The sequence below is a fragment of the Anabaena sp. UHCC 0399 genome (genome assembly GCF_034931465.1).
Classification (GTDB): domain Bacteria; phylum Cyanobacteriota; class Cyanobacteriia; order Cyanobacteriales; family Nostocaceae; genus Trichormus; species Trichormus minutissimus.
The window spans coordinates 43,452-67,024 of the sequence record NZ_JAYGGZ010000021.1 but is presented as its reverse complement, the minus strand read 5'-3'; the positions used below and the strand labels follow the sequence as shown (position 1 = coordinate 67,024).

Annotated in this window: 19 protein-coding genes; 12 read left to right on the top strand and 7 right to left on the bottom strand. The window is 37.5% G+C overall.

Annotated features, from left to right (window positions below):
- Positions 1-62: 62 nt before the first annotated feature.
- Positions 63-1,268: a histidine kinase gene (locus tag VB693_RS13405; protein ID WP_323266702.1), complete on the top strand. Its 1,206-nt coding sequence runs from the start codon at positions 63-65 to the stop codon at positions 1,266-1,268.
- Positions 1,269-1,293: 25 nt separating this feature from the next.
- On the opposite strand, the gene VB693_RS13400 is transcribed toward VB693_RS13405, so the two are convergent.
- Positions 1,294-2,334 carry a PleD family two-component system response regulator gene (locus tag VB693_RS13400; RefSeq protein ID WP_323266701.1) on the bottom strand — a complete coding sequence of 347 codons (1,041 nt, stop codon included), beginning with the start codon at positions 2,332-2,334 and terminating at the stop codon, positions 1,294-1,296.
- 1,070 nt (positions 2,335-3,404) lie between these two features.
- Between VB693_RS13400 and VB693_RS13395 the strand changes: the two genes are divergently transcribed.
- Positions 3,405-3,665 carry a chlororespiratory reduction protein 7 gene (locus VB693_RS13395; RefSeq protein WP_323266700.1) on the top strand — a complete coding sequence of 87 codons (261 nt, stop codon included), beginning with the start codon at positions 3,405-3,407 and terminating at the stop codon, positions 3,663-3,665.
- 211 nt (positions 3,666-3,876) lie between these two features.
- On the opposite strand, the gene VB693_RS13390 is transcribed toward VB693_RS13395, so the two are convergent.
- Positions 3,877-4,422 (bottom strand): DUF2854 domain-containing protein, encoded by a 546-nt coding sequence (locus VB693_RS13390; RefSeq protein ID WP_323266699.1) that lies wholly within the window; start codon positions 4,420-4,422, stop codon positions 3,877-3,879.
- A 163-nt stretch (positions 4,423-4,585) separates the two neighbouring features.
- Between VB693_RS13390 and VB693_RS13385 the strand changes: the two genes are divergently transcribed.
- Entirely contained in the window at positions 4,586-4,768 is a 183-nt protein-coding gene (locus VB693_RS13385) for a hypothetical protein (RefSeq protein WP_190705123.1), read from the top strand.
- A gap of 134 nt (positions 4,769-4,902) precedes the next feature.
- Here the strand turns inward: VB693_RS13385 and VB693_RS13380 are convergent, their stop codons facing one another.
- From VB693_RS13380 to VB693_RS13365, 4 genes are all read right to left on the bottom strand, one after another.
- The gene (locus VB693_RS13380) at positions 4,903-5,319 is read right to left on the bottom strand and encodes a response regulator (protein WP_190705121.1); all 417 of its coding nucleotides are present in this window, start codon (positions 5,317-5,319) and stop codon (positions 4,903-4,905) included.
- 154 nt (positions 5,320-5,473) lie between these two features.
- Positions 5,474-7,687: a polyphosphate kinase 1 gene (ppk1, locus tag VB693_RS13375; protein WP_323266698.1), complete on the bottom strand. Its 2,214-nt coding sequence runs from the start codon at positions 7,685-7,687 to the stop codon at positions 5,474-5,476.
- Positions 7,688-7,839: 152 nt separating this feature from the next.
- A complete protein-coding gene (gene galE, locus VB693_RS13370; protein ID WP_323266697.1) occupies positions 7,840-8,874 on the bottom strand; it encodes a UDP-glucose 4-epimerase GalE in 1,035 nt (344 codons plus the stop codon).
- Entirely contained in the window at positions 8,871-10,283 is a 1,413-nt protein-coding gene (locus VB693_RS13365) for a sugar transferase (protein WP_323266696.1), read from the bottom strand. Before VB693_RS13365 ends, galE begins: the two co-directional genes overlap by 4 nt.
- Positions 10,284-10,994: 711 nt before the next feature.
- On the opposite strand from VB693_RS13365, the gene VB693_RS13360 reads away from it, so the two are divergent.
- The 9 genes from VB693_RS13360 to VB693_RS13320 all read left to right on the top strand — a co-directional run bounded on the left by VB693_RS13360 (position 10,995) and on the right by VB693_RS13320 (position 22,757).
- Entirely contained in the window at positions 10,995-13,199 is a 2,205-nt protein-coding gene (locus VB693_RS13360) for a polysaccharide biosynthesis tyrosine autokinase (RefSeq protein WP_323266695.1), read from the top strand.
- A gap of 613 nt (positions 13,200-13,812) precedes the next feature.
- Entirely contained in the window at positions 13,813-15,135 is a 1,323-nt protein-coding gene (locus VB693_RS13355; RefSeq protein ID WP_323266694.1) for a flippase, read from the top strand.
- Between the two features lie 122 nt (positions 15,136-15,257).
- On the top strand, positions 15,258-16,364 hold the full coding sequence (locus tag VB693_RS13350) for a glycosyltransferase family 1 protein (protein WP_323266693.1): 1,107 nt from the start codon (positions 15,258-15,260) through the stop codon (positions 16,362-16,364).
- Between the two features lie 72 nt (positions 16,365-16,436).
- Positions 16,437-17,648, top strand: a complete 1,212-nt coding sequence (locus tag VB693_RS13345; RefSeq protein WP_323266692.1) for an O-antigen polymerase — start codon at positions 16,437-16,439, stop codon at positions 17,646-17,648.
- Positions 17,645-18,388 carry a class I SAM-dependent methyltransferase gene (locus VB693_RS13340; RefSeq protein WP_323266691.1) on the top strand — a complete coding sequence of 248 codons (744 nt, stop codon included), beginning with the start codon at positions 17,645-17,647 and terminating at the stop codon, positions 18,386-18,388. Before VB693_RS13345 ends, VB693_RS13340 begins: the two co-directional genes overlap by 4 nt.
- A gap of 8 nt (positions 18,389-18,396) precedes the next feature.
- The gene (locus tag VB693_RS13335; RefSeq protein WP_323266690.1) at positions 18,397-19,590 is read left to right on the top strand and encodes a CgeB family protein; all 1,194 of its coding nucleotides are present in this window, start codon (positions 18,397-18,399) and stop codon (positions 19,588-19,590) included.
- 68 nt (positions 19,591-19,658) lie between these two features.
- Positions 19,659-20,528 carry a glycosyltransferase family 2 protein gene (locus tag VB693_RS13330; RefSeq protein ID WP_323266689.1) on the top strand — a complete coding sequence of 290 codons (870 nt, stop codon included), beginning with the start codon at positions 19,659-19,661 and terminating at the stop codon, positions 20,526-20,528.
- Between the two features lie 60 nt (positions 20,529-20,588).
- Entirely contained in the window at positions 20,589-21,686 is a 1,098-nt protein-coding gene (locus tag VB693_RS13325) for a glycosyltransferase (RefSeq protein ID WP_323266688.1), read from the top strand.
- Between the two features lie 759 nt (positions 21,687-22,445).
- On the top strand, positions 22,446-22,757 hold the full coding sequence (locus tag VB693_RS13320) for a hypothetical protein (protein ID WP_323266687.1): 312 nt from the start codon (positions 22,446-22,448) through the stop codon (positions 22,755-22,757).
- A 106-nt stretch (positions 22,758-22,863) separates the two neighbouring features.
- Here VB693_RS13320 and VB693_RS13315 read toward each other — a convergent pair whose 3' ends face one another.
- Positions 22,864-23,541, bottom strand: a complete 678-nt coding sequence (locus VB693_RS13315) for a class I SAM-dependent methyltransferase (protein ID WP_323266686.1) — start codon at positions 23,539-23,541, stop codon at positions 22,864-22,866.
- Between the last annotated feature and the right edge of the window lie 32 nt (positions 23,542-23,573).

The window sequence follows — 23,573 nt, the reverse complement described above, 5'->3', positions numbered from 1 at the left end:
AACGACCATCGACAACTGTCAGTCTAGTCTAACTTCTGCAAAACGTCGCCAGGTTGTTACCAGTGCTGAAACACGATTACATGCAAGTTTCCCAGGATCAGCCGATCTATTCTGATGCTCCACTCCAACTGCTACTGTTTATTGATGGACGACCCAAGTCCAAACAACAGGTGCAGCGTATCCGTGCTTACTTAAAAGAATTACAGGCTGAGTATAACTTTGAACTGCAAATTATCGATGTTGGACAACAACCTTATTTAGCAGAACATTTTAAGTTAGTGGCAACACCAGCCTTAATCAAAATTCACCCAGAACCTAGACAAGTTCTTGCCGGTAGTAATATTATTTCTCAACTTAAAAGCTGGTGGCCTCGTTGGCAAGCAGCTGTAGAAACTTACCTCAAACTCCAAGAGGACTTACAAGAACGTGTAGAGGACAATGGGCGAACCTCACAACCAAAATCAACCATCCGTTCTGTTGCAGTTTCTGCGGAACTAATTCGACTTTCCGACGAAATTTTTCACCTCAAACAAGAAAAAGAAAAACTTCTAGAGCAGTTACAGTTTAAAGATAGGGTAATTGGGATGCTAGCCCATGACCTCCGCAATCCCTTGACAGCTGCGGCGATCGCCATTGAAACTTTACAATCTAACTACAATCTAGAAACTGGTGAATTTCAACGCCTCAAACCAGCCTTAATTGCCCATTTATTAAAACAAGCCCGCAGTCAGACTAAGACAATTGACAGAATGATTGCGGATCTATTGCAGGTGGGTAGGGGGCATGATACTGAGTTTCCCATTACACCGCAGAAAACACATCTCGGTCAACTGTGCTTAGATATATTAGAAGAATTGCGCGATCGCTACATTACTAAATCCCAAAAGATAGAAACCGACATCCCTCAAGACTTACCCTATGTCTATGCTGATCCAGAACGTATCCGCCAAGTCTTGATCAACCTTTTGGATAATGCCATTAAATACACCCCAGAATGTGGCACAATCAGCATCGCCGGCTTGCACCGCACTACCCAAAAAGTTCAGTTCAGCATAGGTGATACTGGCCCTGGCATCCCAGTAGAAAATCGCGATCGCATTTTTGAAAACCACTACCGCCTAGAACGAGATGAAGGTACAGAAGGTTACGGTATCGGTCTTTGTCTATGCCAACGTATCGTCAGAGCGCATTACGGCCAAATTTGGGTAGACTCTAACCCTTATGGTGGTGCATGGTTTCACTTTACTTTGCCAGTTTACCCCTCTTGACGAATTACGAATTACGAATTACGAATTACGAATTACCTTCACTCTCCGATAACAAACAAATCCGATTGCGCCCTTTCTCCTTTGCTTGGTAAAGAGCTTTATCTGCTGCGGCAATTAAATCTGAGGGGGCTAATTCCCAGCTTGGTATCATAGTCGCTACACCCATACTTAGAGTCAGATATTGACTCACAGTAGATTTTTCATGGACAATATGTAAATCACCAACGCCATTTTGCATCATGGTGGCAACGTGAACTGCACCGGCTGCGTGAGTATAAGGCATGATTACAGCAAATTCTTCACCGCCATAACGGGCTACCAAATCTCGATGTTTCTCTGCTGTATGGTTTAAAACATGACCTACTTTTTGTAAACAATCGTCACCAGCCGGATGCCCATAGCAGTCATTGTAAAGTTTGAAAAAGTCAATATCACACAAAATCAGCGATAAAGGCACTCTTGCTTGTGCTAGGTTAATCCACTGCGTATTCAAATAGTTATCAAAACGACGGCGATTAGCCAAGCCAGTTAAGCCATCGACATGAGCCAGTTCCTGCAAGGCTAAGTTTGCAGCTTCCAATTGTTTATAAACTTGTGCTTGTTGTAGCAGTCTACGTAGACGTTGACGCAACACAGCCCAATGAATTGGCTTTGTGATGTAATCTGTTGCGCCTGCTTCAAAAGCACGATCTACAGATTCTTCATCATTCAAGCTGGTAATCATTAATATAGGAGTCCGCTCCCATAGTTTTGAGATGACGGTATTACCTAATCCAGAATCAGTATCTAGATTTGCCAAAGCTGACATTAAATTATTTCTAGCAATTTGTAGTAATTGCTTACAGCACGTAAAGCCATCCATAACAGGCATCACAGCATCTAGCAGGACTATATCTGGTTTGACAGTCTCATAAGCATCTAAGCACTGCTTCCCATCTGTCACCTCAATGACTCGATAGCCTTCTTTTTCCATGACTTTACGCAACATGGTTCGGATGGTTGTGTCATCATCAGCCACCAAAATGACAGGAGGTTCTTTAAGAGAATATGGGCTTATGCGTGACATGAGTTGCGTTCCACAGAAATCCTCAGAGTTTAAAAGGAGCAAACCTAGAAAAATCCTGCTCCTGTAAATTAATTACTTGTAACCGAAATTTGTTTAAAGTAGCCATATTTAGGTGAATAACTAGTTGGAGAGTAAAATAATGACTTAGTTTTGATCAGGTCACAAGCAATATGCAAAATATCTTGTGCTAATTTACTCTTTAATGGCGATTGTGTTACTGTCCGACTAGATCATGTGTGTAAACAGTGACAAGTAATGATGCGATCGCCTAAAGATCATCGCTCACTTATCAATATGGGAATTCTCAAAACGCATCTATCCGATCTACCTCGAAAACTTGTGTGGATGAAAAACTGTTCGATAATCTTTAGCGAAGAAAACGACATCATACTAAGTTGCATAGACAATTTATCAATATATAGGTATCTGATTGGATTTTTAAAATACACGTAGCCCACTATATCTAGGTTTTGGTTGACAAAGCCCACCCTACATTACTGAAAATTTTTCATATATCATTTAGGATTCCTGTATACAGGTAATTAAGGTAACAAATACCTTAATACTCATGTCTAGCTATGCTAAGAAATGTTACTTTTATAGTTCCCGCTTGCTAGCATTTAATTGCGATGGTATGCAAAACTTTAAATACCAAGTTTATATCTCTACCAATATAGTCATTTTAGATACTAGTTTAATAAAGTAGTTCTATCACCAAATGACCTGAGAAAGTTAGCTTAACCAGCATCTTGCTTGATTGCTAGCAATTTATTCGGCATTTTTCAAAAGTTTGATTTTGGATATTTATTTGGGGTAATTACATAAATTACACCATGTTAATATAAAGCTATTAACAAGACTTTATTTTCAGTTGCATTCGGCAATTTGATTTAGTAAAATCACTTAAAAAAGTTATTTTATATACTAAGTTTTAGAGGATTAGGTGAATTTTTCGGCAAAATGTCAGCAATGTGTCTAAAATTAAGATCAATACAAATAAGTTGGCGAGAGAAGGAAGTAAAAGGCAAACAGCAAATTAATTATATCCACGCATTAAGTTAATCTATTTTATGCCTGATCCATTAATGTATCAACAGGATAATTTTGTGGTTTTAGAAACAAATCAACCAGAACAGTTTCTGACAACAACAGAATTATTAGAAAAGCTCAAAAGCGAATTACAAAAAATTGATTTTAAAGATTTGCCATTTGAGTTACAACAGTTTGATTCTCCAGCAGCCCAAGCCCAACATTTAATTGACACAAGTTGTGAATTGGATGTAGGAATTGGCAAATATTTGCAATGGTATGCAGTACGTTTAGAAAAGTAACTATATCTGTCCAACAGAAAGTTGTGACGGAAAATTTATCTAAATATGGCACACCATTTTAATAACCGTAAGCTAGGCAATGCCAATAACATAAAGATTAGGATTTCAGCACAGGAAAAACAGTGCCTACTCTTCTACAAGAATTAGCATTAAATAACTGAAATCTTACATCAACATCAGTTATTTAATGCCCACGCCTGATTCCTAATGACTATTTATTAGTAATCACGGCTAATTCAATTTGATTTTCATTGACTAATGTAATTTTTATCTCTATTTCTGGACCAAAGTATTTAGTCATTTTTTCTTGCTTTTCCTGCCAATCGCTAATTTGTACGGATGGCGAATCAAATTCTAAAATTAAGGCGTAAGCACCATTAATTTCTGTTTCCCGTAAACCTGTGATTATGGGTCTTTCGTCATCCGAAAGGCCTAGACCCAGATAAGAAAGCGCACTATCTAAATGGGCATCCTGTCCATAGCAATAACGAGTAATATCTTTACGAATTTTATTTTGGGTAACAGTTGCTTGCTGTTCTCGCAATAATAAAACTGATGGTTGAGTTGGTTTGCTGAAGGGAATCGGCTTGATTTCATTAGCTTTGAGTGCTAATCCTCCTAGAAACAGTGGAAAGCCGTAGAAAAATCCCACTAAATTCAGTGTAGCGTTATCCGCAGCGTAAGCAACAAAGCCTACGATAATCAATATGCCACCGACGCTTAAACCAAGAGTTCCCAGAGAAATTTTACGTAACATAATCTCAGAATCGTATAAATTCTTAACACATCTAGCTTTATTATCATCAAATTAGGCACTAAATTTCCTGATGCGATCGCTAGTTGCCCTAATCGAGATGTGTTACAAGCATGGCTTTTTTGAGTTAACTTTAAACTTAGAGATAATATAAGGAGAAAAAACAATGGATTTACAGACACTCAAAGAGAGGATTGCGATCGTTGAAAGTAAACGTGAGTACCTACTGAGCCTTTTAGAGCAACCAAATTTGGGAATTTTGAGAGTTGACGTAAATCAAGCCTTGGAAGAACTAGATGAATTGATTGAAGAATTTAGACGTACTATTCCACAACCAGAGAATAATTAATCTAGTATGGCGGCTAGAGGCTAGTAAAGCATGGCATAAATCAATCTACCATTTCAAACAAGTAAAAGCTTTGAGATATAAGCTTGTTGAGTTTTGAATTTTGACTTTTGCCTTGCAATACTAGCTCCTTTTATCTACCTAGAAATAGAATTATTACCTACACTTTTTCCTAGTTGTCTGACTAAAGCAACTAGTTCACTGGTAGGAACATCTTTTTTACATACTTCATCAAAGTTAAACATTGTGTTTTTGTCAGGCAAAGCAGCTTCTTCGACCGAAGAATAAGCCAATATCTGAGTTTTGGGAGAAAGGGCTTTAATATGTCCAGAAGCACTCCAACCATCCATAATTGGCATCTGTAAATCCAGAACAATCACATCAGGATGAAAATCTTTTACCATTTCTATAGCTTCTTGACCGTTACTAGCTAAACCCACAACTTGAATATTTTCCTGACCTGCGAAAGCTAATTTTAGTGTTAAACGAGTCAGTTCATGATCGTCAACCACTAGAACTCGTAAGGTAGAAGACTCACAGGAGAACATTAACATTCCAGGGAAAAAGTAAATACGATAATCCCTCTAGTCTATGGGAACAACTACTAATAACTACTCTATCTTATGGTTGAATAATTGGTACATAAGCAGAGGAATTGATAAAACTTCTTATAAAAAAATTGAAGTTTTGATAAAGAATGGACTTGATCTAATTATCTGTTAATGAAGAACTTTTTTTGGCATCAATTAAATTTGCTGTTATCCCAGTTGAACCTAAGGCCATATTCATCAGTGTGTTTTGGGAGTGAGATTCGGGGCAATCATCTCCAGGACGGCGTTGAATATAAGTCCCATCACCTTGTAAATCCCAAGCTTGACGATTATCTGCTAGCATTATTCCCAATATTTCTTGCAAGTCTTTAGCAATATCTTGGTCTTTTATGGGGGTAATTACTTCCACTCGACGGTCTAAGTTCCGGCTCATCCAATCAGCACTACCAATATAAATTTCTTCTTGGCCGTTGTTGTAGAAATAATACATTCGCGAGTGTTCTAAAAATCGGCCAATAATACTAATCACACGAATATTTTCACTCAAGTCAGGCAGCCCTGGACGTAAGCAGCAAATGCCTCGTATGATCAAGTCAATTTGTACGCCGGCGCGAGAGGCTTCATACAAAGTAGTAATAATTTGGGGATCAACAAGGGAATTCATCTTGGCCACAATGCGACCTGTGCAGCCGTTTTTGACATTGGTAATTTCACGATGAATTAATTCCAAAAAGCGATCGCGCATATTCACAGGCGCAACCAATAATTCTCGATAAGATTTCTGCCGCGAATATCCTGTCAAGAAATTAAATAAATCTGTAATATCAGCACCTAATTCTTCTCGACAACTAAATAAACCTACATCTGTATATAGTCGTGCCGTTTTAGGATTATAGTTGCCCGTACCGATATGTACATAGCGGCGCATCCTGTCTTTTTCTCGGCGCACCACCATGACGGTTTTGCAATGGGTTTTTAAACCAACCAAACCGTAAACAACGTGTACCCCCACCCTTTCTAATCGCCTTGCCCAGTAAATATTATTTTCTTCGTCAAATCGGGCTTTTAATTCCACCAAGACTGATACCTGTTTGCCATTTTCTGCTGCGGCAATTAAGGCATTAACAATTGGCGAATCCCCAGAAGTACGGTACAAAGTCATTTTAATGGCTAGTACATTCGGGTCGTGGGCAGCATGGGTGATAAAGCGTACCACTGTAGCTGAAAAAGATTGATAGGGATGGTGGACAAATAAATCTTTTTCTCTAATTACAGAAAAGAAATCTTTACCCTCTTCTAACTCCAACACATCGCGGTCTAGACTAGGTTCTCCTAATCGTTGCAAGCGCATCGGTACTACAGACTGGCGTGGTGGATCTTTGAGTTCTGGCAAGGGTAAGGCCATAAAATACATCAAATCTCGCAGTCCTAACAGACCTTCCGCTTGGTACACATCATTTTCTGTGAGTTCTAAATCTTGTAATAACCTAGTACGTATTGGTTCAGGGGTTTGGGATTGGATTTCGATGCGGACAGGGTTTCCACCGATGCGGCGTTTTCTTAGTTCTTGTTCTATAGCGAGTAATAAGTCATCAGCTTCGTCTTCTTCTAAAGTCAAATCAGCATCACGCGTTATGCGGAAAGGATGATATTCCTGGATATTCATCCCTGGAAACAGAGACTCTAAATTATGAGCGATCGCCTGTTCTAAGGGTACACCAGTCCAGTTAGCTGGTTTGCCATTTTCCATATTAATGCCCAACTCTGGCGGTAGGGGCAAAAATCGTGGCAAGACGCTGGGAACTTTCACCCTCGCAAAAAATTCCTCGTCTGTGTCCGGATTTTTCACCAGAACCGCCAAATTCAAGCTGAGATTAGAAATGTAGGGAAAGGGATGGCTGGGGTCAACTGCTAAGGGTGTCAGAACAGGGAAAATTTGGTCTTCAAAATAATTATCTAGATAGGTGCGCTGCTTTTGAGTCAGGTTAATGTAATCCAGGATATGAATACCCTGACCAGCCAACAATGGACGGATAACTTGTTCAAATTGTTGGTGTTCTTTGCTGACTTGAGGTATAAGGTGTAAGCGAATATCATCTAACTGCTGTTGTGGGGTGCGTCCATCGGGGGTTAACTTACTCACCTTCGCTTCTACCTGTTGCTTGAGAGCTGCAACCCGTACCATAAAAAATTCATCTAAGTTAGAACTGAAAATTGCTAAAAACTTCAATCGTTCTAACAACCGTGTGCGTGGATCGCAAGCTTCATGTAATACCCGATTGTTGAATTCTAACCAGCTTAACTCTCGGTTAATATAATATTGTGGATTGTTTAAATTAATAGAATCAGAAGCTTTTTTAGATTTAGGCATAGCGATCGCTGGCTAGGTTAATGTAGCCCATGAAGATGGATGACAATACACATGGTAATTGAAATCCGGCATCCAGTGAAAGCGGCCTGAAATGATCATTTCTTGCTGTTGATGTTTTTACAAAGGTTGAAGTGAAGTCTTCACTACAAACGTTAGGCTACTTTTGGTTGAGTTGTGAATTTGGGTTGAGTTATTAAATTGGGTGTTGCACCTTTCTGACGCATTTCCCACGCCAGGGTTGTATAAACGATCAGATCCAAATCATTATATTTGGGTTTCCATCCCAATACTTGACGGATTCTGTCGGCACAGGTGATGACACAAGCTGGATCTCCAGGCCTGCGATCTGTTTCGATGACCGGGAAATCTACTCCAGATATGACTTTCACTCGTTCAATGACTTGCCGCACACTATACCCTTGTCCATAACCACAATTGAGAATTTGGCTCTCTTGACCTTCTTCTAGGTAGCGCAAAGCGTCTAAATGTGCTGTTGCTAAGTCTTCAACATGAAGATAATCCCTAATTGCTGTGCCATCTGGGGTGGGAAAATCTGTACCAAAAATGCGTATACCTGGTTGGCGTTTGAGTGCGGCATTACAGGCTACTCCGATTAAATGAGAGACATTTTTGGACATTTGCCCTAGTCTGCCGCCAGGTTCTGCGCCGGCGATATTAAAGTAGCGTAAAATTACGTACCGCAGAGATGAGGCTGTGGCGTAGTCTCGAATTAGCCATTCACAGGAAAGTTTTGAGCGTCCGTAGGGGTTAATGGGTTCGGTGGGTGTGGACTCGGTGACAGGATTGGTTGCTGGTTGTCCATAGACGGCGGCTGTGCTGGAAAAGATGATTTGATTAACACCCATATCGCTACAACAACGCAGTAAGTTTAGGGTGTTACGGGTGTTGTTGGCGTAGTATTCCAGGGGATGAGCCACTGATTCCGGGACGTTGAGACTAGCAGCAAAGTGTAGAACGGCGGTAAATTGATGCTGGAAAAACACCCGGTAAAGAGTATCTAAATCTGCTAAATCCCCAATGATTAAATCACCGTGGAGGACGGCTTGGGCTGAACCTGTAGAACAATTGTCATAGATCACGGCATCATAGCCGGCTGCACCCAATTGGCGGACTACGTGAGAGCCGATATATCCTGCTCCGCCTGTGACTAAAATTTTCTTTTTCATCTGCCTTTACCTAATAACACGACCCGGATGGTTTTGAAGGCGATCGCTAAATCTAAAAATTGTGAATAATTCTTGATGTAGTAGAGGTCATAAGCTAACTTTTCGTAAGCGTCTTCTACTGATGCGCCGTAGGGATACATCACCTGCGCCCAGCCTGTAATTCCGGGTTTGACGATATAACGCAAGTCATAGTAGGGAATCTCTTGTCGCAGTTTGATATCAAATTCTGGTCGTTCTGGACGAGGGCCAATTAAGCTCATTTCTCCTGATAAAACATTGAAAATTTGTGGTAGTTCATCAATTCTCAACAGGCGTAGCCAGCGTCCAACCCTAGTAATGCGCGGATCATCTTCATTTGCCCACTGCACGCCGCGTTTTTCCGCATCCTGATACATGGAACGAAATTTGTAAACCCGAAAGGTTTGTCCTTTTAACCCTGTCCGTACTTGACTGTAGAAAAATGAGCCAGGGCTATCTAATTTGATAGCTAAGGCTGTCAGTAACATGAGGGGAAACAAACCTAGAAATAATAGGGATGCCAAAATTATGTCTGTGACGCGCTTGATTTTTTGACTAATGCTGCTAGAAGTGAGGTGATAACCAGAACTAAATACCAGCCAGTTATCTTGCAGTAGAGACGAAGGGAGTTTGTACCAGAGGTTTTCACAAATATCTGGGATACCGTAGATGGGGACACCAGCTAGGCGCAACTGCATCAACTGCTGCACCTGGATGTCAGATAATTCTGTTGGGGTGGCTACTACTACCCCTGACCACGCCTGCTGTGTCCATTGGGGTAAGTCATAGAGATTAGTCACACAAATGCGATGATTGTTAGCTAACTTATGGGTGTTTTGGTCTGGGGTTGCTAAGATGACTAGCCGACCCAATGAGTTGTGCTGGAGAAAAGTTTTGCCAAATTCGATGGTTTCTTTGTTCGCGCCTACAATTAGCCATCGACTATTTTGAGCTTGCGATCGCGCCCATTTTGCTGCCCATATTCTTAAGCATATCGTCCAGATGGTCAATATACCCAGACTAGGGAGCAAAATTTGCCATTTCCACAAGGCTAGTTTTTCCCCATTTTCAATGATATGGAGGATGACAAAAAAGATGCAGCCTACGACTAAATTAGTAATTAAAATCCGAGCCGGAGCGCGTAAACCTGAAATTTGGTTGTCTGGATGGTAGGTGTCTGCTAGATATAGCCCAGTAATGACTAGCAAGCAAAATAATAAATTAACAAAGAGGTCAACAGTATTGAGATTTTTATCCCAATTTGTCCAAAACGTTAGAGATAAACTCAACACTAAACCGACAATATCCCCTAGCAGTAGCAATATACAGAGGATGTTGTGGGTTTGAGATAACTTACTTCCTTGATTGCTAACACTAAGAGTAATCTGCATCTGTATGATTTCCAAAGATTAAAAATGGCAAAGCAAAATCGGCATTACCAGATGGAATACCTGCCAGCCATACTGACCTTAGATAAATTGATAATCACAGCCAATAGCTGTTGTCAGACTAAAATTTTCTCAAAAGCCCAAGATGGTAACGCAATTCATACAGTAGATTTCAACTTGATAAAGTATTTATATGCTTCTCAACGTTGATATACACCCAAATATTCACTAGAAGTTGATTATTTTAGTTCTATTACCTTATTTTTTATTACTGATTATCACTATTTAGCTATGTGGATATTACTTAAATATTTAGAGATAATTAAAAAACTTTATTATTAGCAGTTATTAGTTAGCTATCTTGCTCCTACAAAGAACCCCGTCTCCTTGAAGAAAAAGGGTTTCTATATCCCTAAACTGAAGTGTATTAATTTAGAAATTATACCTTAATAAATGCCGTAAATAATTATTTTTACTTCTTAAAAAAATTATACTCTAAAAAAAAATGTAGTAAAAATACGTAGGATATCTAGACAAAAAAGCTTGATAATGCCTTATTAAAAGGAAATAAATTAGGGATTCGTATCTGCTAGCAAAGTGAAACAATACCAAATTTGAGATTACACATGATAAATCATTGTTATGTGTAGCCTCACAATCACATGGTATGCAATGAAAACTGATAGCTGAATAAATAAAATTATTAGGTGAATTATGCCTTCTGATCAAGAAGAACAAGATTTTATTAACTTTCAACAATATTGCTTAACTTTAAAAAGACGTTGGCTATTGATAGCCCTGATTATCGGTTCTGTGTTTGGTCTGACGGGGTTGGTAACTTTCAGCCAAAAACCAGTTTATGAAGCCAATGGCAAACTACTGTTTAATAAGCAGAGTGGTGTTTCTTCTCTCACTGGTGTTAGTGAACAGGTGGGACAACTTAGTGGGGTGACAAACCTTTCTAACCCGTTGGAAACTGAAGCTGAGGTGATTCGTTCTAATACGATTTCTCTGAAGACTATTGCTGATTTACAGCTTAAGGATGCGGAAGGAAACCTTTTGGAATTGGATGCTTTTCTTCGTCTTTTGACGGTGAAAAGTGTACGCGGGACTGATATTTTACAGCTTTCCTACCGCAGTACAGATGCTCAAGAGGCGGCTAAAGTCATTAATTCTTTGATGAGTGCTTATCTGGAAAATAATATTCTGGTTAACCGTTCGGAAGCAAGAGCGGCGCGGGAATTTTTGGATAAACAGCTACCTCAAGTGGAAGCCAAGGTTGCAGAATCAGAACTGGCTTTGCGTATGTTTAAAGAAAAATACCAAGTTGTTTCTCTAGGGGAAGAAGCCAAAGAAGGGGTCAAGCAGTTGAATGATTTATCCAACCAGATGACCCGACTTCAGGCGCAACTGGCGGATGCTAGAAGCCGTTCTGGTGCGTTGCAAAAGCAATTGGCTTTAACAACAAAGCAGGCTGTAGCACTTAGTACCTTGAGTCAGTCGAATGCTGTACAGCAGGTGTTAACAGAATATCGGAAGGTGCAAGACCAGTTAGCTGTGGAGCGATCGCGCTATACTGACGAGCATCCTATAATTGTAAATTTGTTAGAGAAAGAACAAGCTCTCAGACAGCATTTGGAGCGACGAGTTTCCCAAACTGTTGGTATTGATGAATCGATAGAAGAGCAGGATTTACAAGTTGGACAACTCCAGCAAACTCTAACTACTGATTTGGTACAGATAGAGGTACAACGGTTAGGGCTGGAAAATCAAGTTGGTGTCTTGATGAAAGCCTTTGTGCTTTACCAAGCACGGATGAGAAGTTTACCCAGACTGGAACAAACACAGTTACGTCTAGAGCGACAGTTACAGGTAGCACGTACCAGCTACGAACAAATGCTGAAACGTTTGCAAGATGTTCAGGTGGTGGAAAACCAGAATGTTGGTAATGCTAGAGTAATTTCTGAGGCTTTGTTGCCTAAGAAACCTATTTCTCCGCGTATCGCTTTGAATTTAGCTCTGGGAGGATTTTTAGGTATTTTCGCAGCTTTGGGAATTGCCTTGTTACTAGAATCTGTGGACAAGTCTGTGAAGACCGCAGAAGAAGCCAAACGCTTACTCAATTATCCCTTGTTGGGTACAATTCCGATTTTTGACCAAAAAGCGAGATTGGCTAATGGTGAAAAATCGACAGAGTTACCTGTACTCAATAACCCTTATTCTTCAGTGAATGCAGCTTTTGAGATGCTGCAAATCAATTTGGGTTTCACTCTTTCTGATAAAGAGTTGAAGGTGATTGTCGTCAGCAGTTCTGTGATGGGTGAGGGTAAGTCTTTTATTGCGGCTAACTTAGCGGTAGCTACCGCCCAGATGGGTAAGCGCGTGCTATTAATTGATGCAGATATGCGTCGTCCCCATCAACATGATATTTGGCAAATACCCAATATGATGGGGTTGAGTAATGTTTTGGTGGGACAGTCCGAGTTTGGTAAAACGACTAAAGAAGTAGTGGTTAATCTAGATTTATTAACGGCTGGGACAATTCCGCCTAACCCAGTTGTCTTGCTAGATTCCCAGCGTATGGCTAGTTTAATTGCCCAAGCTAAGGAAGATTATGATTACATCATTATAGATACACCACCGATGAGTATGTTAGCTGATGCCATGATAGTTAGTAATTTGGCTGATGGTATGTTGTTGGTGGCTAGACCTGGTGTAGTTAATTCTGCGGCTGCTAAGGCTACCAAGGATTTGCTAGAACATTCACGAGCAGGCGTTTTGGGAATGGTAGTGAATGGCGTGGAGAGTGACCATTATCGTCATAATTACTACGATTACTACTACTCTAATTCTGGAGAAAAGCATTCTCGCAATAAAGATAAGATAAAGTCTGGCTTGAGTAAAATTAGTGGTTCATGACTGCTTTGATTGGTTCACAGTTAAGATAAATCAGTGTTATCTCTGAGGTGGTTCAATATTTAGATTGTGTAAAGTCATGGGCATTAAATGAAGTTAATACAGTTGATTCATGATGCCTAATGACTAATAGCTCATGTCATGGTGTTTGTGCAGCTTCTGTCTAATATACTCTACGCGAATGGAGAAAGTGGAAGACGCGATCGTCAATGTTTCAGCAAGTTTACATTAGACCTCTTGCATATATTCTTAAGCTGTCATGTTGAGCGAAGCAAAACATCTCAAAGATTATACATTTCATTGGGAATGACACATCTGATTTTCGGAATTTCACAAGAGGTCTATTGCATATTTAGGGGATGTTTTAAAAGTCCTATTGTGGATAACAAAACGTTTTAGATCCCCCTAAATCCCCCTTAAAAAGGGGGACTTTGAATCTATTCCCCCCTTTTTTAAGGGGGGGTTACGGGGGACCAATCAGTACCTAAAATCACAGCCAAACACTTTTCCAACAACCTCTGAGTTTCATTACTCGCTGACTTGAAAATGCTTTGGTTTGTGCCTCGGTGGTAAAAATATCAACCACTCCAGGCACAAACCTACAAAGAGAAATTAAATGTTCGGTAAATACACAATTCAAAATTTATTGTCGTTTCGTCAGCAATTTAGCTCTGGAAAGTTGGCGGTTATTCAAAATATAGCTTGGCTATTTATTGACCGCATTCTTCGCATGGGTGTTGGGTTAGTAGTAAGTGTCTGGATTGCCCGTTACTTAGGGAGACAACAGTTTGGCATTTTAAATTACGCTACTGCCTTTGTCGCTTTATTTAATCCCTTGATTACTTTGGGTTTAGATAGTTTCGTTATTCGTTCTCTTGTACGTGACTCTACTGTGAAAGAGGAAGTGTTAGGAACGGTTTTTTGGCTGAAATTAGCGGGTGGATTTGGCAGCGTATTGTTAGCAGTTGGTTGTATTTCTATATTGCGATGGAATGATCAGTTAACTATTGGTATAGTCGCAATTTTGGCAACTGCGGGAATTTTTCATGCTTTTGACACAATTGATTTGTGGTTTCAGTCTCAAGTGCAGTCTAAATATACTGTACTGGCTAAAAATACAGCTTTTGTGATCGTTGCACTCATAAAAGTTGCTCTGATTAAAATGCAAGCCCCGTTACTTGCTTTTGCTTGGGTAGGATTAGCAGAAATTAGTTTGGGTTCGTTAGGTTTAATCTTCGTCTACAAAATTAAGGGATATTCACTCTGTTTATGGGCAGGGAGTTGGTCAATTGCTAAGAATTTGCTCAAAGAAAGTTGGCCTTTAATGTTGTCTGGACTGACTGTCGTAATTTACATGAGAATTGACCAGATTATGTTAGGAGAACTGATTGGGAATGATGCAGTAGGTCTCTACTCAGCAGCTACTAAAATTTCTGAGGTTTGGTATTTCATCCCAATAGCGATTGCTTCTTCAGTTAATCCTGCAATTTTTGCAGCCAAAGAAGTTAGTGAAGACCTCTACTATCAACGAATAAAAAAGTTAATTCGGCTGTTGGTGCTAGTTTCTATTTTCGTTGCTGTGCCAATGTCCTTTCTATCTGAAAGAATAATTACCATGCTGTTTGGTAATGGCTATACAGCAGCAGGATCAATTTTAGCAATTCATATCTGGGCTTCTTTGTTTGTTTTTATGGGGGTTGGGACATCATCCTGGTTTGTTGCAGAAGGCTTAACTCACCTTTCTCTACGCAGAACCTTAATTGGCGCAATGACCAATGTTTTGCTAAATCTATTGTTGATTCCTCACTATGCTGGAGTCGGTGCTGCGATTGCTACTGTATTCTCTCAAGCTATTGCCTCATTTTTCGGTAATGTTACTCATCCCAATTCACGAAAAATATTTAAAGTTCAGGTGAAATGCCTTTTACCTTTTGATTAGTTAGTATTTTTAAGATTATTTACATTGATTAATTGATAACAAGAAATGCTTGGAAGTATAGCTTAAATATTTGGCTTAAAAATAATATGAAGTATTTAAGTAATTGGTTTGGTGAATTATAAATGCTGAAACTTGCCTACGACTATCAAGTTTTTTCATGGGCTAAGTATGGTGGTATTTCCCGCTACATATATGAAATAGCCTCTCGTACTGCTGATGTTAATGATTTTGAAGTGAAAATTTTTCCTGGTTTATATGTGAATGAATATATAAAAAAATGTGATTCAGAATTGGTTAAAGGATTGAAAGTTCCTTTTATACCAAAGGCTGCAAAAATTTTATCTGCTATCAATTTTCAAATATCCAACATATGTATGACAAATTATATGCCTCATGTTGTTCATGAAACTTATTATTCGTACAGAAGCATAGCACCCAGTAAATCTAAAAAAGTGGTAACTGTTTATGATATGCTTCACGAAAAATTTGGACATACAATGAATAAAAAAGACAGAGATTTTACTGTTATTAAAGCAGAAGCGATAAAACGAGCAGATTGTGTAATCTGCATATCGGAAAATACCAAAAACGATTTACTAGAATTATTAGATATAGAAGCAGAAAAAATTTTTACTATTTATTTGGGATGCTCTTTACAAAATAACTCTTTTAAAGATTATTCTATCCCAATAAAGTGTCCATACCTACTTTATGTTGGAGAACGAAGATTAGAATATAAAAATTTTAAAAGATTGCTGCAAGCATATGCTAGTAATGAATCTCTAAAAGAGAATTTCAAGTTAGTATGTTTTGGCTCTAGGGATTTCTCTACTAATGAAAAAGCTCTTATTAATAGTTTGAAATTAACAGAAGGTCAAGTTATTTACATTGGAGGAGATGATTTAGTGTTATCGAGTCTTTATAGTCATGCTACTGCCCTAGTTTATCCCTCTCTGTATGAAGGTTTTGGACTTCCACTTCTTGAGGCTATGTCATTTAATTGCCCTGTAGTTTGTAGCAATATAAGTTCAATCCCAGAGGTTGTGGTAGATGCTGGAGAATATTTTGATCCTTATCAAATCGATAGTATATCTGATGCTTTAGAAAAGGTAGTTTTTGATGAGATAAAACGTAAAGAACTAATTATGAAAGGACAAGAAAGAGTTAAAAATTTCTCTTGGGAAATTTGTGCAAAGCAAACACAACTAGTTTATAAGTCACTTTTGTAAATAAAGTACAAAAGTATAAATTTTTATTAGTTAATCAAATCCGTAAAAAATATTACATAAACATAGATACCAATGTGGCGAACAATATTTACTCCTGAAATACTATTTTTTTTTGGAATGATTCAAGCACTTTCACCCTATATACTATGGAATCTTCAAGGTTTAAATCCAAGTTATCATTATGAAATAACCTATTTACCTATCGTCATTTGGGTCATTGGTTATGTTAGCTTCTTGATTGGCACTAAAATTATCAAAACTAATAGAAATTCAAAAGTTAATCTCTTAGTAAAAATTTCTTTAAATGATTTAAATTTTATAACTAAAATTTTAATTTTTTTGTCTATTGTTCAAATATTATTAGCTATTAAACTCTATGGTGTTATTCCTATTTATGGTTATGTTAAGGGAACAGCTAACGTATTAGATATCAATAGTATTCAGCGTGAAGCAGGTTTTGGTCAATTAGGTTTTTTATCAGTTACTTTATTTTTTATTAATGGAATATTATTGATTTGGACATTAAAGTTAAATGAAATCAGAGGGAAAGCTAATATATGGTTTTTATGTATCTTAATGATTGAAATTTTTGCTGGTATCATGGCAGGAAAACGTCAATCATTATTAATGACTATTATGTTTTTATCATGTGGTTTATCGATTTATTATAATAATTTCTTGGTATATATATTTAACATAATATATATACCAAGAAATCCAGTCTTAAGATTGATACTATCAATTATGGGATTGGTTTTTATTGTAACATTGATTGGGATTTTAGGTTCATTAAGAACTGGTAGTAATTCAGATGATTCAGGTATTGATCAAATAATTACATACCTCCAATTGCCATTAATTAATTTAGAAGCTCAATGTCGAGACATAGGATTAATCCCTGAGAAAACTAACCTTTTATACCCTTTACTCTCTTTATTGCCAAAAAAAATTTATGAGGGTTTAATCTTTGATGAAATAGATTTTCCTATTCGTCCTGAGCCAACTATTGGTGCTGGATTTTATGGTACAATACATTGGGGTACTGGAATAATTGGCATAATAATTTACTCTTTAATTTTTGGATTGATTTCTAAATACTTTTATAAAGGTTCATTTAATAATTTATTGCATTTACTAGTTTACTGCCAAATTTCTTGGACTCTTTTCTCAGCCCATACTTATAATCATTTTCTTAATCTAATATATTTACCTATCCCTACTGTTGTTTTTGTAATATTTTGTTATATTTTTAACCGAACAAACAAAAAGATTTTAACTATATGAAATCTATTAAATACAGATTTGTAAACAGCAAAATTTTTAACTTTAATTTAGTAGAAAGAGATATTTGGGTTGCTAAACAAGCATCTTTAGTCCCAGAGAATAGTTCAGTTATAGATATTGGCGCAGGTTCATGTCCATATCGGCACTATTTTTCCCATTGTGAATATAAAACTCAAGACTTTACCTGCTTAACACCAGAGCAACTTCGAGGAAAAACAGGTTACGACAAAATAGACTATATCTGCGACGCAACTAATATTCCAGTTACGGATGCAAGTTTTGATGTGATTTTATGCACTGAAGTTTTAGAGCATGTACCAGAGCCTATCAAAGTAATATACGAATTCTCTCGCATACTGAACCCAGAAGGCAAGCTCCTGTTGACTGCTCCTTTAGGTTCTGGAATTCATCAAGAACCCTATCATTTTTATGGTGGATATACACCATATTGGTATCAAAAATTTTTAACTGAAGCTGGATTTTCAGCTATCTCTATAGAACCAAACGGCGGATTTTTTAAACACTATGGTCAAGAAAGTATCCGTTTTGTACAAATGACTATTCCTTGGAAGTTAAATATCAATTTCTTAGTGTGTGTTATGTGGGCATTAATTTGGTTAATTATCCTACCATTCTTTGTATTTGTCGTCCCGATTGTATGTCATTTCTTAGATATTATTGATCAAGATAAAAAATTTACTATCGGTTATCACGTTATTGCAATTAAAAAAGGTACTTAATTTAAAGTATGAAAATTTTATGTACTTTTGGTAAATATCAATATGGTAATCCTGACCGTGGAATTGGTACTGAATATGCTGCATTTGTATCTGCTCTAAAAAGACTAGACCATCAAGTTATACATTTTGATTCATGGGATAAAACAATATTTTCCAACTATGCTGAACTGAATCAATCACTACTTAAGATAGTGGAGCAAGAAAGACCAGATGTGATGCTAACTGTTCAAAGAAACTACGAAATTTGGTTAGAAACATTAAAAATTATTCAAGCACGCGGAGATGTTGCAACTATCTCTTGGACTACAGATGACTCATGGAAGTATCAGGAAGTATCTCGATTTATCGGTACTGCTTATCATGCAATGACTACAACTTATGCGGAAGTTGTAGATAAGTATAATAAAGATGGTATACCAAATGTTCTCTTAACTCAATGGGCTGCAAATCCTGAAATACTTCAAGAACCCATTCCTGCTGAATTGTGCCATTATCAAGTTTCATTTGTTGGTGCAGCACATGGTGATCGCAAGCAAAGAATTACAGAGTTAAAATCTAAAGGTATCGAAGTAACCTGTTTTGGACATGGTTGGCCTAATGGTTCAATAGCAGCAGAAGAGATACCCCGTATTATGCGGGAATCAATTATTAGCCTGAACTTTGCAAACGCTTATAAAGGAGTCAATCAAGTTAAAGCCAGAAATTTTGAAGTACCTGGGGCTGGTGGGTTTTTACTCACAGAATATGCACCAGGACTAGAAAGAGCATATATTGATAACAAAGAAATATCTGTGTTTTACTCTACAGAAGAATTAGCAGAAAAAATTCAGTATTTTTTGGCAAACTTAGCAGAAAGAGATGCAATTACACAAACTGGATTTTATAGAACTAAACAAGAACATATTTATGATATTCGCATCCAAGAAATATTGAATTTTGCATTAGAATCTCATGCAAAATGGAAAATTAATAATCCTAAATATCATACAATATCCTTTGAAAAGGCATTTGAGGAGCATACTCTTAATTCGGGACTTCAATTTTTACAGACTTTCTTGATTTTCTTATGTTTTCTAATTTGGGGACGTAAACGCTGTCTTCAAGCCGCCCGTAGACTAATGTTTGAAATAAGTTGGCGTTTTTTGGGAGATAAAACATTTATGGCTTCAGGTTGGGTTGGAAGAATGTTTCCCTATGTTTAAAAAACAGTTTTTTTTTAATTGAATAATTACTAATATGAATATTATAAGTTTTATATTAAATATCTGTTATGAATTATCAATTGACAATTGCCATATCCTTTAAAAACCCTGGTGAATATTTTAGACTGGCTCTACAATCTATTTTTGCCCAAACATTCACCAATTGGGAATTGATTCTATTAGATGATGGTTCTAATGATGAGTCTTTAAAATTAGCTAAAAGTATTAAAGATAAAAGAGTACGTATCTATAGTGACAATAAATCTAAAGGCTTAAATGTGAGGTTGAATGAAATGGTTCAGCTTGCTAGTACGCCTTATTTTTTTCGCATGGATGCAGATGATATCATGCACCCTCAACGTTTAGAAAAACAATATCAGGTGCTGCTTCAGCATGACAATAACACAGTTATTGGAACTGCTGCCTATTCTATAGATGCTCATTCTCATGTCGTTGGCTTGAGAGTGAGTCGGCAACTTCAAAAAACTGGCTTTGAGGCTAGACATAGCTTTTTTCATCCTACTGTGGCAGCTTCAACTGAATGGTTTCGCAAAAATCCATACAACGAAAGCTCAATATATCATAGGAGTCAAGATGCAGAAATATGGTGCAGAACCACAAACAGAACAAAATTTATAAACTTAGCTGAACCTTTATTATATTACCGGGAAACTGGCATCTTTTCTATAACTAACTATATAGGCAATACTTTAGGACTACTGCACATAATTCATAATCATTTTAATTCACCCATTAATACATATATATATTTATTTACCAGAGAATTACTGAAACTATGGATTGCTTTCATATATAACTGTTTTGGTATAGCAGACTACTTGGTTGCTATGCGCTATAAAGCATTGAATTATCAGGCAATACAATCAGCTAATGAAATATTAGAAATTATCAAAAAACAACAATTACCTTATCAATAAACTTTTATGGTTAAAGTTATACACAGCATTCATTTCCCAGTAAGCGCACGTTCCTTTGTAATGCCAATTGTTACTCAATTAAATCAGTCTGGAATTTCTACTGAACTTTGGGTAGAGGAAAACTTAGAGCATTCAGAAATTATAAAACAGATAAATATACCTAAACAATTCATCGCTATTGATATAGTCTTAAACCCTCTTAAATTATTTCATAGATTCTCTAACTATCGTCGTCAATTAAGATTAGCTAAACCGAAAATTCTACATACTCATCAAACCCGTGCTTCATTGATTCCGCTACTAGCTGCTTACCTAGAAAAAATACCGATACGAGTTTACCAAAATCATGGTCTTCCCTATCTTGGATACCAAGGAATTTTGCGTTGGCTACTACAGTGGATAGAAATTTTCAATATACATTTGGCGACTCATGTGTTGCTAGTCAGCAATTCTAACCTAGCAGCAGCAGAATTTGATGGTCTTTTACCTAAAGGTAAAGGTACTGTAATTGCTAATGGCTCGGCTGTAGGAATTAACTTGGCTGATTTTGCATTAAGCCGTTTTAATAACGATCGCATGAAGCAAGCTAAAGAAAAATTTGGTCTACCTGAAGCTTCTTTTGTATTGGGCTATGTAGGGCGACCTGTGAAACGTAAGGGGTTTCATCTATTATTGAAAGCATGGGAAAGGTCTGATTTAGCTGCACAGGGTAATATTCTTTTAATTGCAGGTTGTAATGCTACAGAATGTGATACAGCTTTAGGATATTCAGTTCAAGGTGTAAAAGGATTGGGATACCTGAGCAATTTGTATGAGTTCTATGCAGCTTGTGATGTGATCACACTACCTAGTGAACATGAAGGTTTTCCCTATTCTCTATTGGAGGGAGCAGCAGCAGGAAAGCCTCTTATCGGTACTGATATTCCTGGTATTCGTTGCGCCATTAAACCTAATCAAACAGGTTTATTAGTTCCAGCCCGTGATGAAGTTGCTTTAGCAAATGCGATTATTCAATTAGCCTTAGATCCACAGATGCGATCCAGTTTAGGTCAAAATGCAAGAAAGCGAGTTGAAGAAGAATTTTCTAGAGAAATTGTTTTGAATGCTCTACTTGATTTCTACCAAAAAGAGTTAAAAATAACAGCAAAGGCTGAATGAAGGCTCAACTTTATACACAAAGTTAGTATACCTAGTTAACCTGAGTTCTGGTTAAGCCAGAAGCTAAAAAGCTTATTCTGTCAGGATTAAATAAAACTAGAAGTGATCAAAGCAGGGATTAAAGTGGAATCATTTTGTCAATAAGGTTCACAAAAAAAACTAATCTCAATAATATGTCTTATTGAGAATATATGAAAACAGAGCTTCAGACCAAACAACGATAAGTCAAGGCTTTTGAGGATTTCTTCTCTCGAACTCAGGTTAGTTAAGCGATCGCCATCCTCACCGGAATTATACTGGTCAATATCAAGGCGATCGCTAAAATTAACCACATTAATCTATGCTTGCGTTTCATTCAAAATGCTCTCACAGACTTAGATAATCTGGGATAAGAAGAAAAAGAAGAAGACAAATGAAACCGCAGCATAGCATTGTTATTCAATTTCACTGATAGTTGTTATGGAAAAATGAATCTAACTCCACAGTAAATTTGATGGGAAATTTCATTTTAATTTTTATATTGTTAATTCTGAGTCTTGCTAACGATTAAAATTGTTACAATAAGGAAAGCCATCTCAGCGTGTAAAATTAAAATCTATTAATTGATAGCCAGTCAGCTTCTCAAGCCAACTGTTCTCAACAGCATATCAGTGACTGTAGTTAACTTTTAATCTTATCTAAAGATACTCACTTAGATCCATACCAATTATATTCTTATAGAATATCTTGCAAGTAGCCTTTTGTAGGAGTAAAGAGATTATGTCTGTATCGATCAAAGAAAAGAAATATTGTAAGTGGTTCTGGGATGAATCCCTTGGTGGTGACTTTGACACTTGGGGTACTAGCACCTACTTTATCGAATTAACGTTAGTAGGTAATGATTTATGTCCTACCAGACAGATAGAGGTTTACGAAAATGGTAACGTTTTGTTTTATGACGACAACCATTTTGCCGATAATTATGGGATGTTAAGCGATAAACCTTTAGAAAAGAAGGATTTACAGGAATTTGGCATTACTAAAGCAGAGTTTGAATTAGTGTGGAGTACAAACACACCCATGAACAGATGAACCCATCTAAATTAAGCTGGTGAAGTTAGCTTTACTGTAGTTGGATTGATTCTGAGAAATCAGAGACAGCCCAATTTATTCACCAGCTAGTACCGTTACGCAGAAGTCATAGACGCGAAGGTGGTAAAGTCCAACTGCGTTTAGCCGTCCAATGGCGATCGCTTGATTGATAAACCTGTAATCCAACTAAATCTGCTGCTACAATCAAATCATTCACTTCATCTATTGTCAGTGCTGCCAGCAGAGAATCACGAAATAATTTCTTTTGGTGGTCGTCGTATTCCTTCCCAATACTTTCAACTAAAGCATTCGTTGTCATTACATCCTGTGGACGGACTAAATCCCGTAAGAAAATACCACCATGAGGTTTTATTACACGCTTTAATTCTTTGAAAAACGGTAATGGATTGGGTAAGTGATGGACAAGGCTATTTGAAATAACCAAATCAAAGCTACCATCCTCATAAGGTAAGTTTTTTGCATCCACCAATTCCAAGGAAATTTTTTCTTGCAGCCCAGCCTGCTGAACATGGTACGCAGCAATTTGCAGCATATTTTTAGCCATATCAATAGCGATAACTTGCCACTGAGGACGCATTTGACACATCAAAACTGGAATCCGACCAGTACCAGTACCCGCATCCAGCACCAACCCTTCTGCTTGTATTCCCAGAGTAACTACTTCTTCTACAAAGGTAGTATTCACCTCTGTAAAATCCATAGCATCATATTCGATAGCTTCCTCCCAGCTATCCATTACTTCCGGTTCTAATTGTCTGTGCATAGCTAATTTCTGTATTCACTTGACTATTGACT

Excerpts from the sequence above, each read along its gene's own strand:
- VB693_RS13400 (WP_323266701.1), bottom strand. The coding sequence starts at position 2,334 with ATGTCACGCATAAGCCCATATTCTCTTAAAGAACCTCCTGTCATTTTG.
- VB693_RS13395 (WP_323266700.1), top strand. The coding sequence starts at position 3,405 with ATGCCTGATCCATTAATGTATCAACAGGATAATTTTGTGGTTTTAGAA.
- VB693_RS13390 (WP_323266699.1), bottom strand. The coding sequence starts at position 4,422 with ATGTTACGTAAAATTTCTCTGGGAACTCTTGGTTTAAGCGTCGGTGGC.
- VB693_RS13385 (WP_190705123.1), top strand. The coding sequence starts at position 4,586 with ATGGATTTACAGACACTCAAAGAGAGGATTGCGATCGTTGAAAGTAAA.
- VB693_RS13380 (WP_190705121.1), bottom strand. The coding sequence starts at position 5,319 with ATGTTAATGTTCTCCTGTGAGTCTTCTACCTTACGAGTTCTAGTGGTT.
- ppk1 (WP_323266698.1), bottom strand. The coding sequence starts at position 7,687 with ATGCCTAAATCTAAAAAAGCTTCTGATTCTATTAATTTAAACAATCCA.
- galE (WP_323266697.1), bottom strand. The coding sequence starts at position 8,874 with ATGAAAAAGAAAATTTTAGTCACAGGCGGAGCAGGATATATCGGCTCT.
- VB693_RS13365 (WP_323266696.1), bottom strand. The coding sequence starts at position 10,283 with ATGCAGATTACTCTTAGTGTTAGCAATCAAGGAAGTAAGTTATCTCAA.
- VB693_RS13360 (WP_323266695.1), top strand. The coding sequence starts at position 10,995 with ATGCCTTCTGATCAAGAAGAACAAGATTTTATTAACTTTCAACAATAT.
- VB693_RS13355 (WP_323266694.1), top strand. The coding sequence starts at position 13,813 with ATGTTCGGTAAATACACAATTCAAAATTTATTGTCGTTTCGTCAGCAA.
- VB693_RS13350 (WP_323266693.1), top strand. The coding sequence starts at position 15,258 with ATGCTGAAACTTGCCTACGACTATCAAGTTTTTTCATGGGCTAAGTAT.
- VB693_RS13345 (WP_323266692.1), top strand. The coding sequence starts at position 16,437 with ATGTGGCGAACAATATTTACTCCTGAAATACTATTTTTTTTTGGAATG.
- VB693_RS13340 (WP_323266691.1), top strand. The coding sequence starts at position 17,645 with ATGAAATCTATTAAATACAGATTTGTAAACAGCAAAATTTTTAACTTT.
- VB693_RS13335 (WP_323266690.1), top strand. The coding sequence starts at position 18,397 with ATGAAAATTTTATGTACTTTTGGTAAATATCAATATGGTAATCCTGAC.
- VB693_RS13330 (WP_323266689.1), top strand. The coding sequence starts at position 19,659 with ATGAATTATCAATTGACAATTGCCATATCCTTTAAAAACCCTGGTGAA.
- VB693_RS13325 (WP_323266688.1), top strand. The coding sequence starts at position 20,589 with ATGCCAATTGTTACTCAATTAAATCAGTCTGGAATTTCTACTGAACTT.
- VB693_RS13320 (WP_323266687.1), top strand. The coding sequence starts at position 22,446 with ATGTCTGTATCGATCAAAGAAAAGAAATATTGTAAGTGGTTCTGGGAT.
- VB693_RS13315 (WP_323266686.1), bottom strand. The coding sequence starts at position 23,541 with ATGCACAGACAATTAGAACCGGAAGTAATGGATAGCTGGGAGGAAGCT.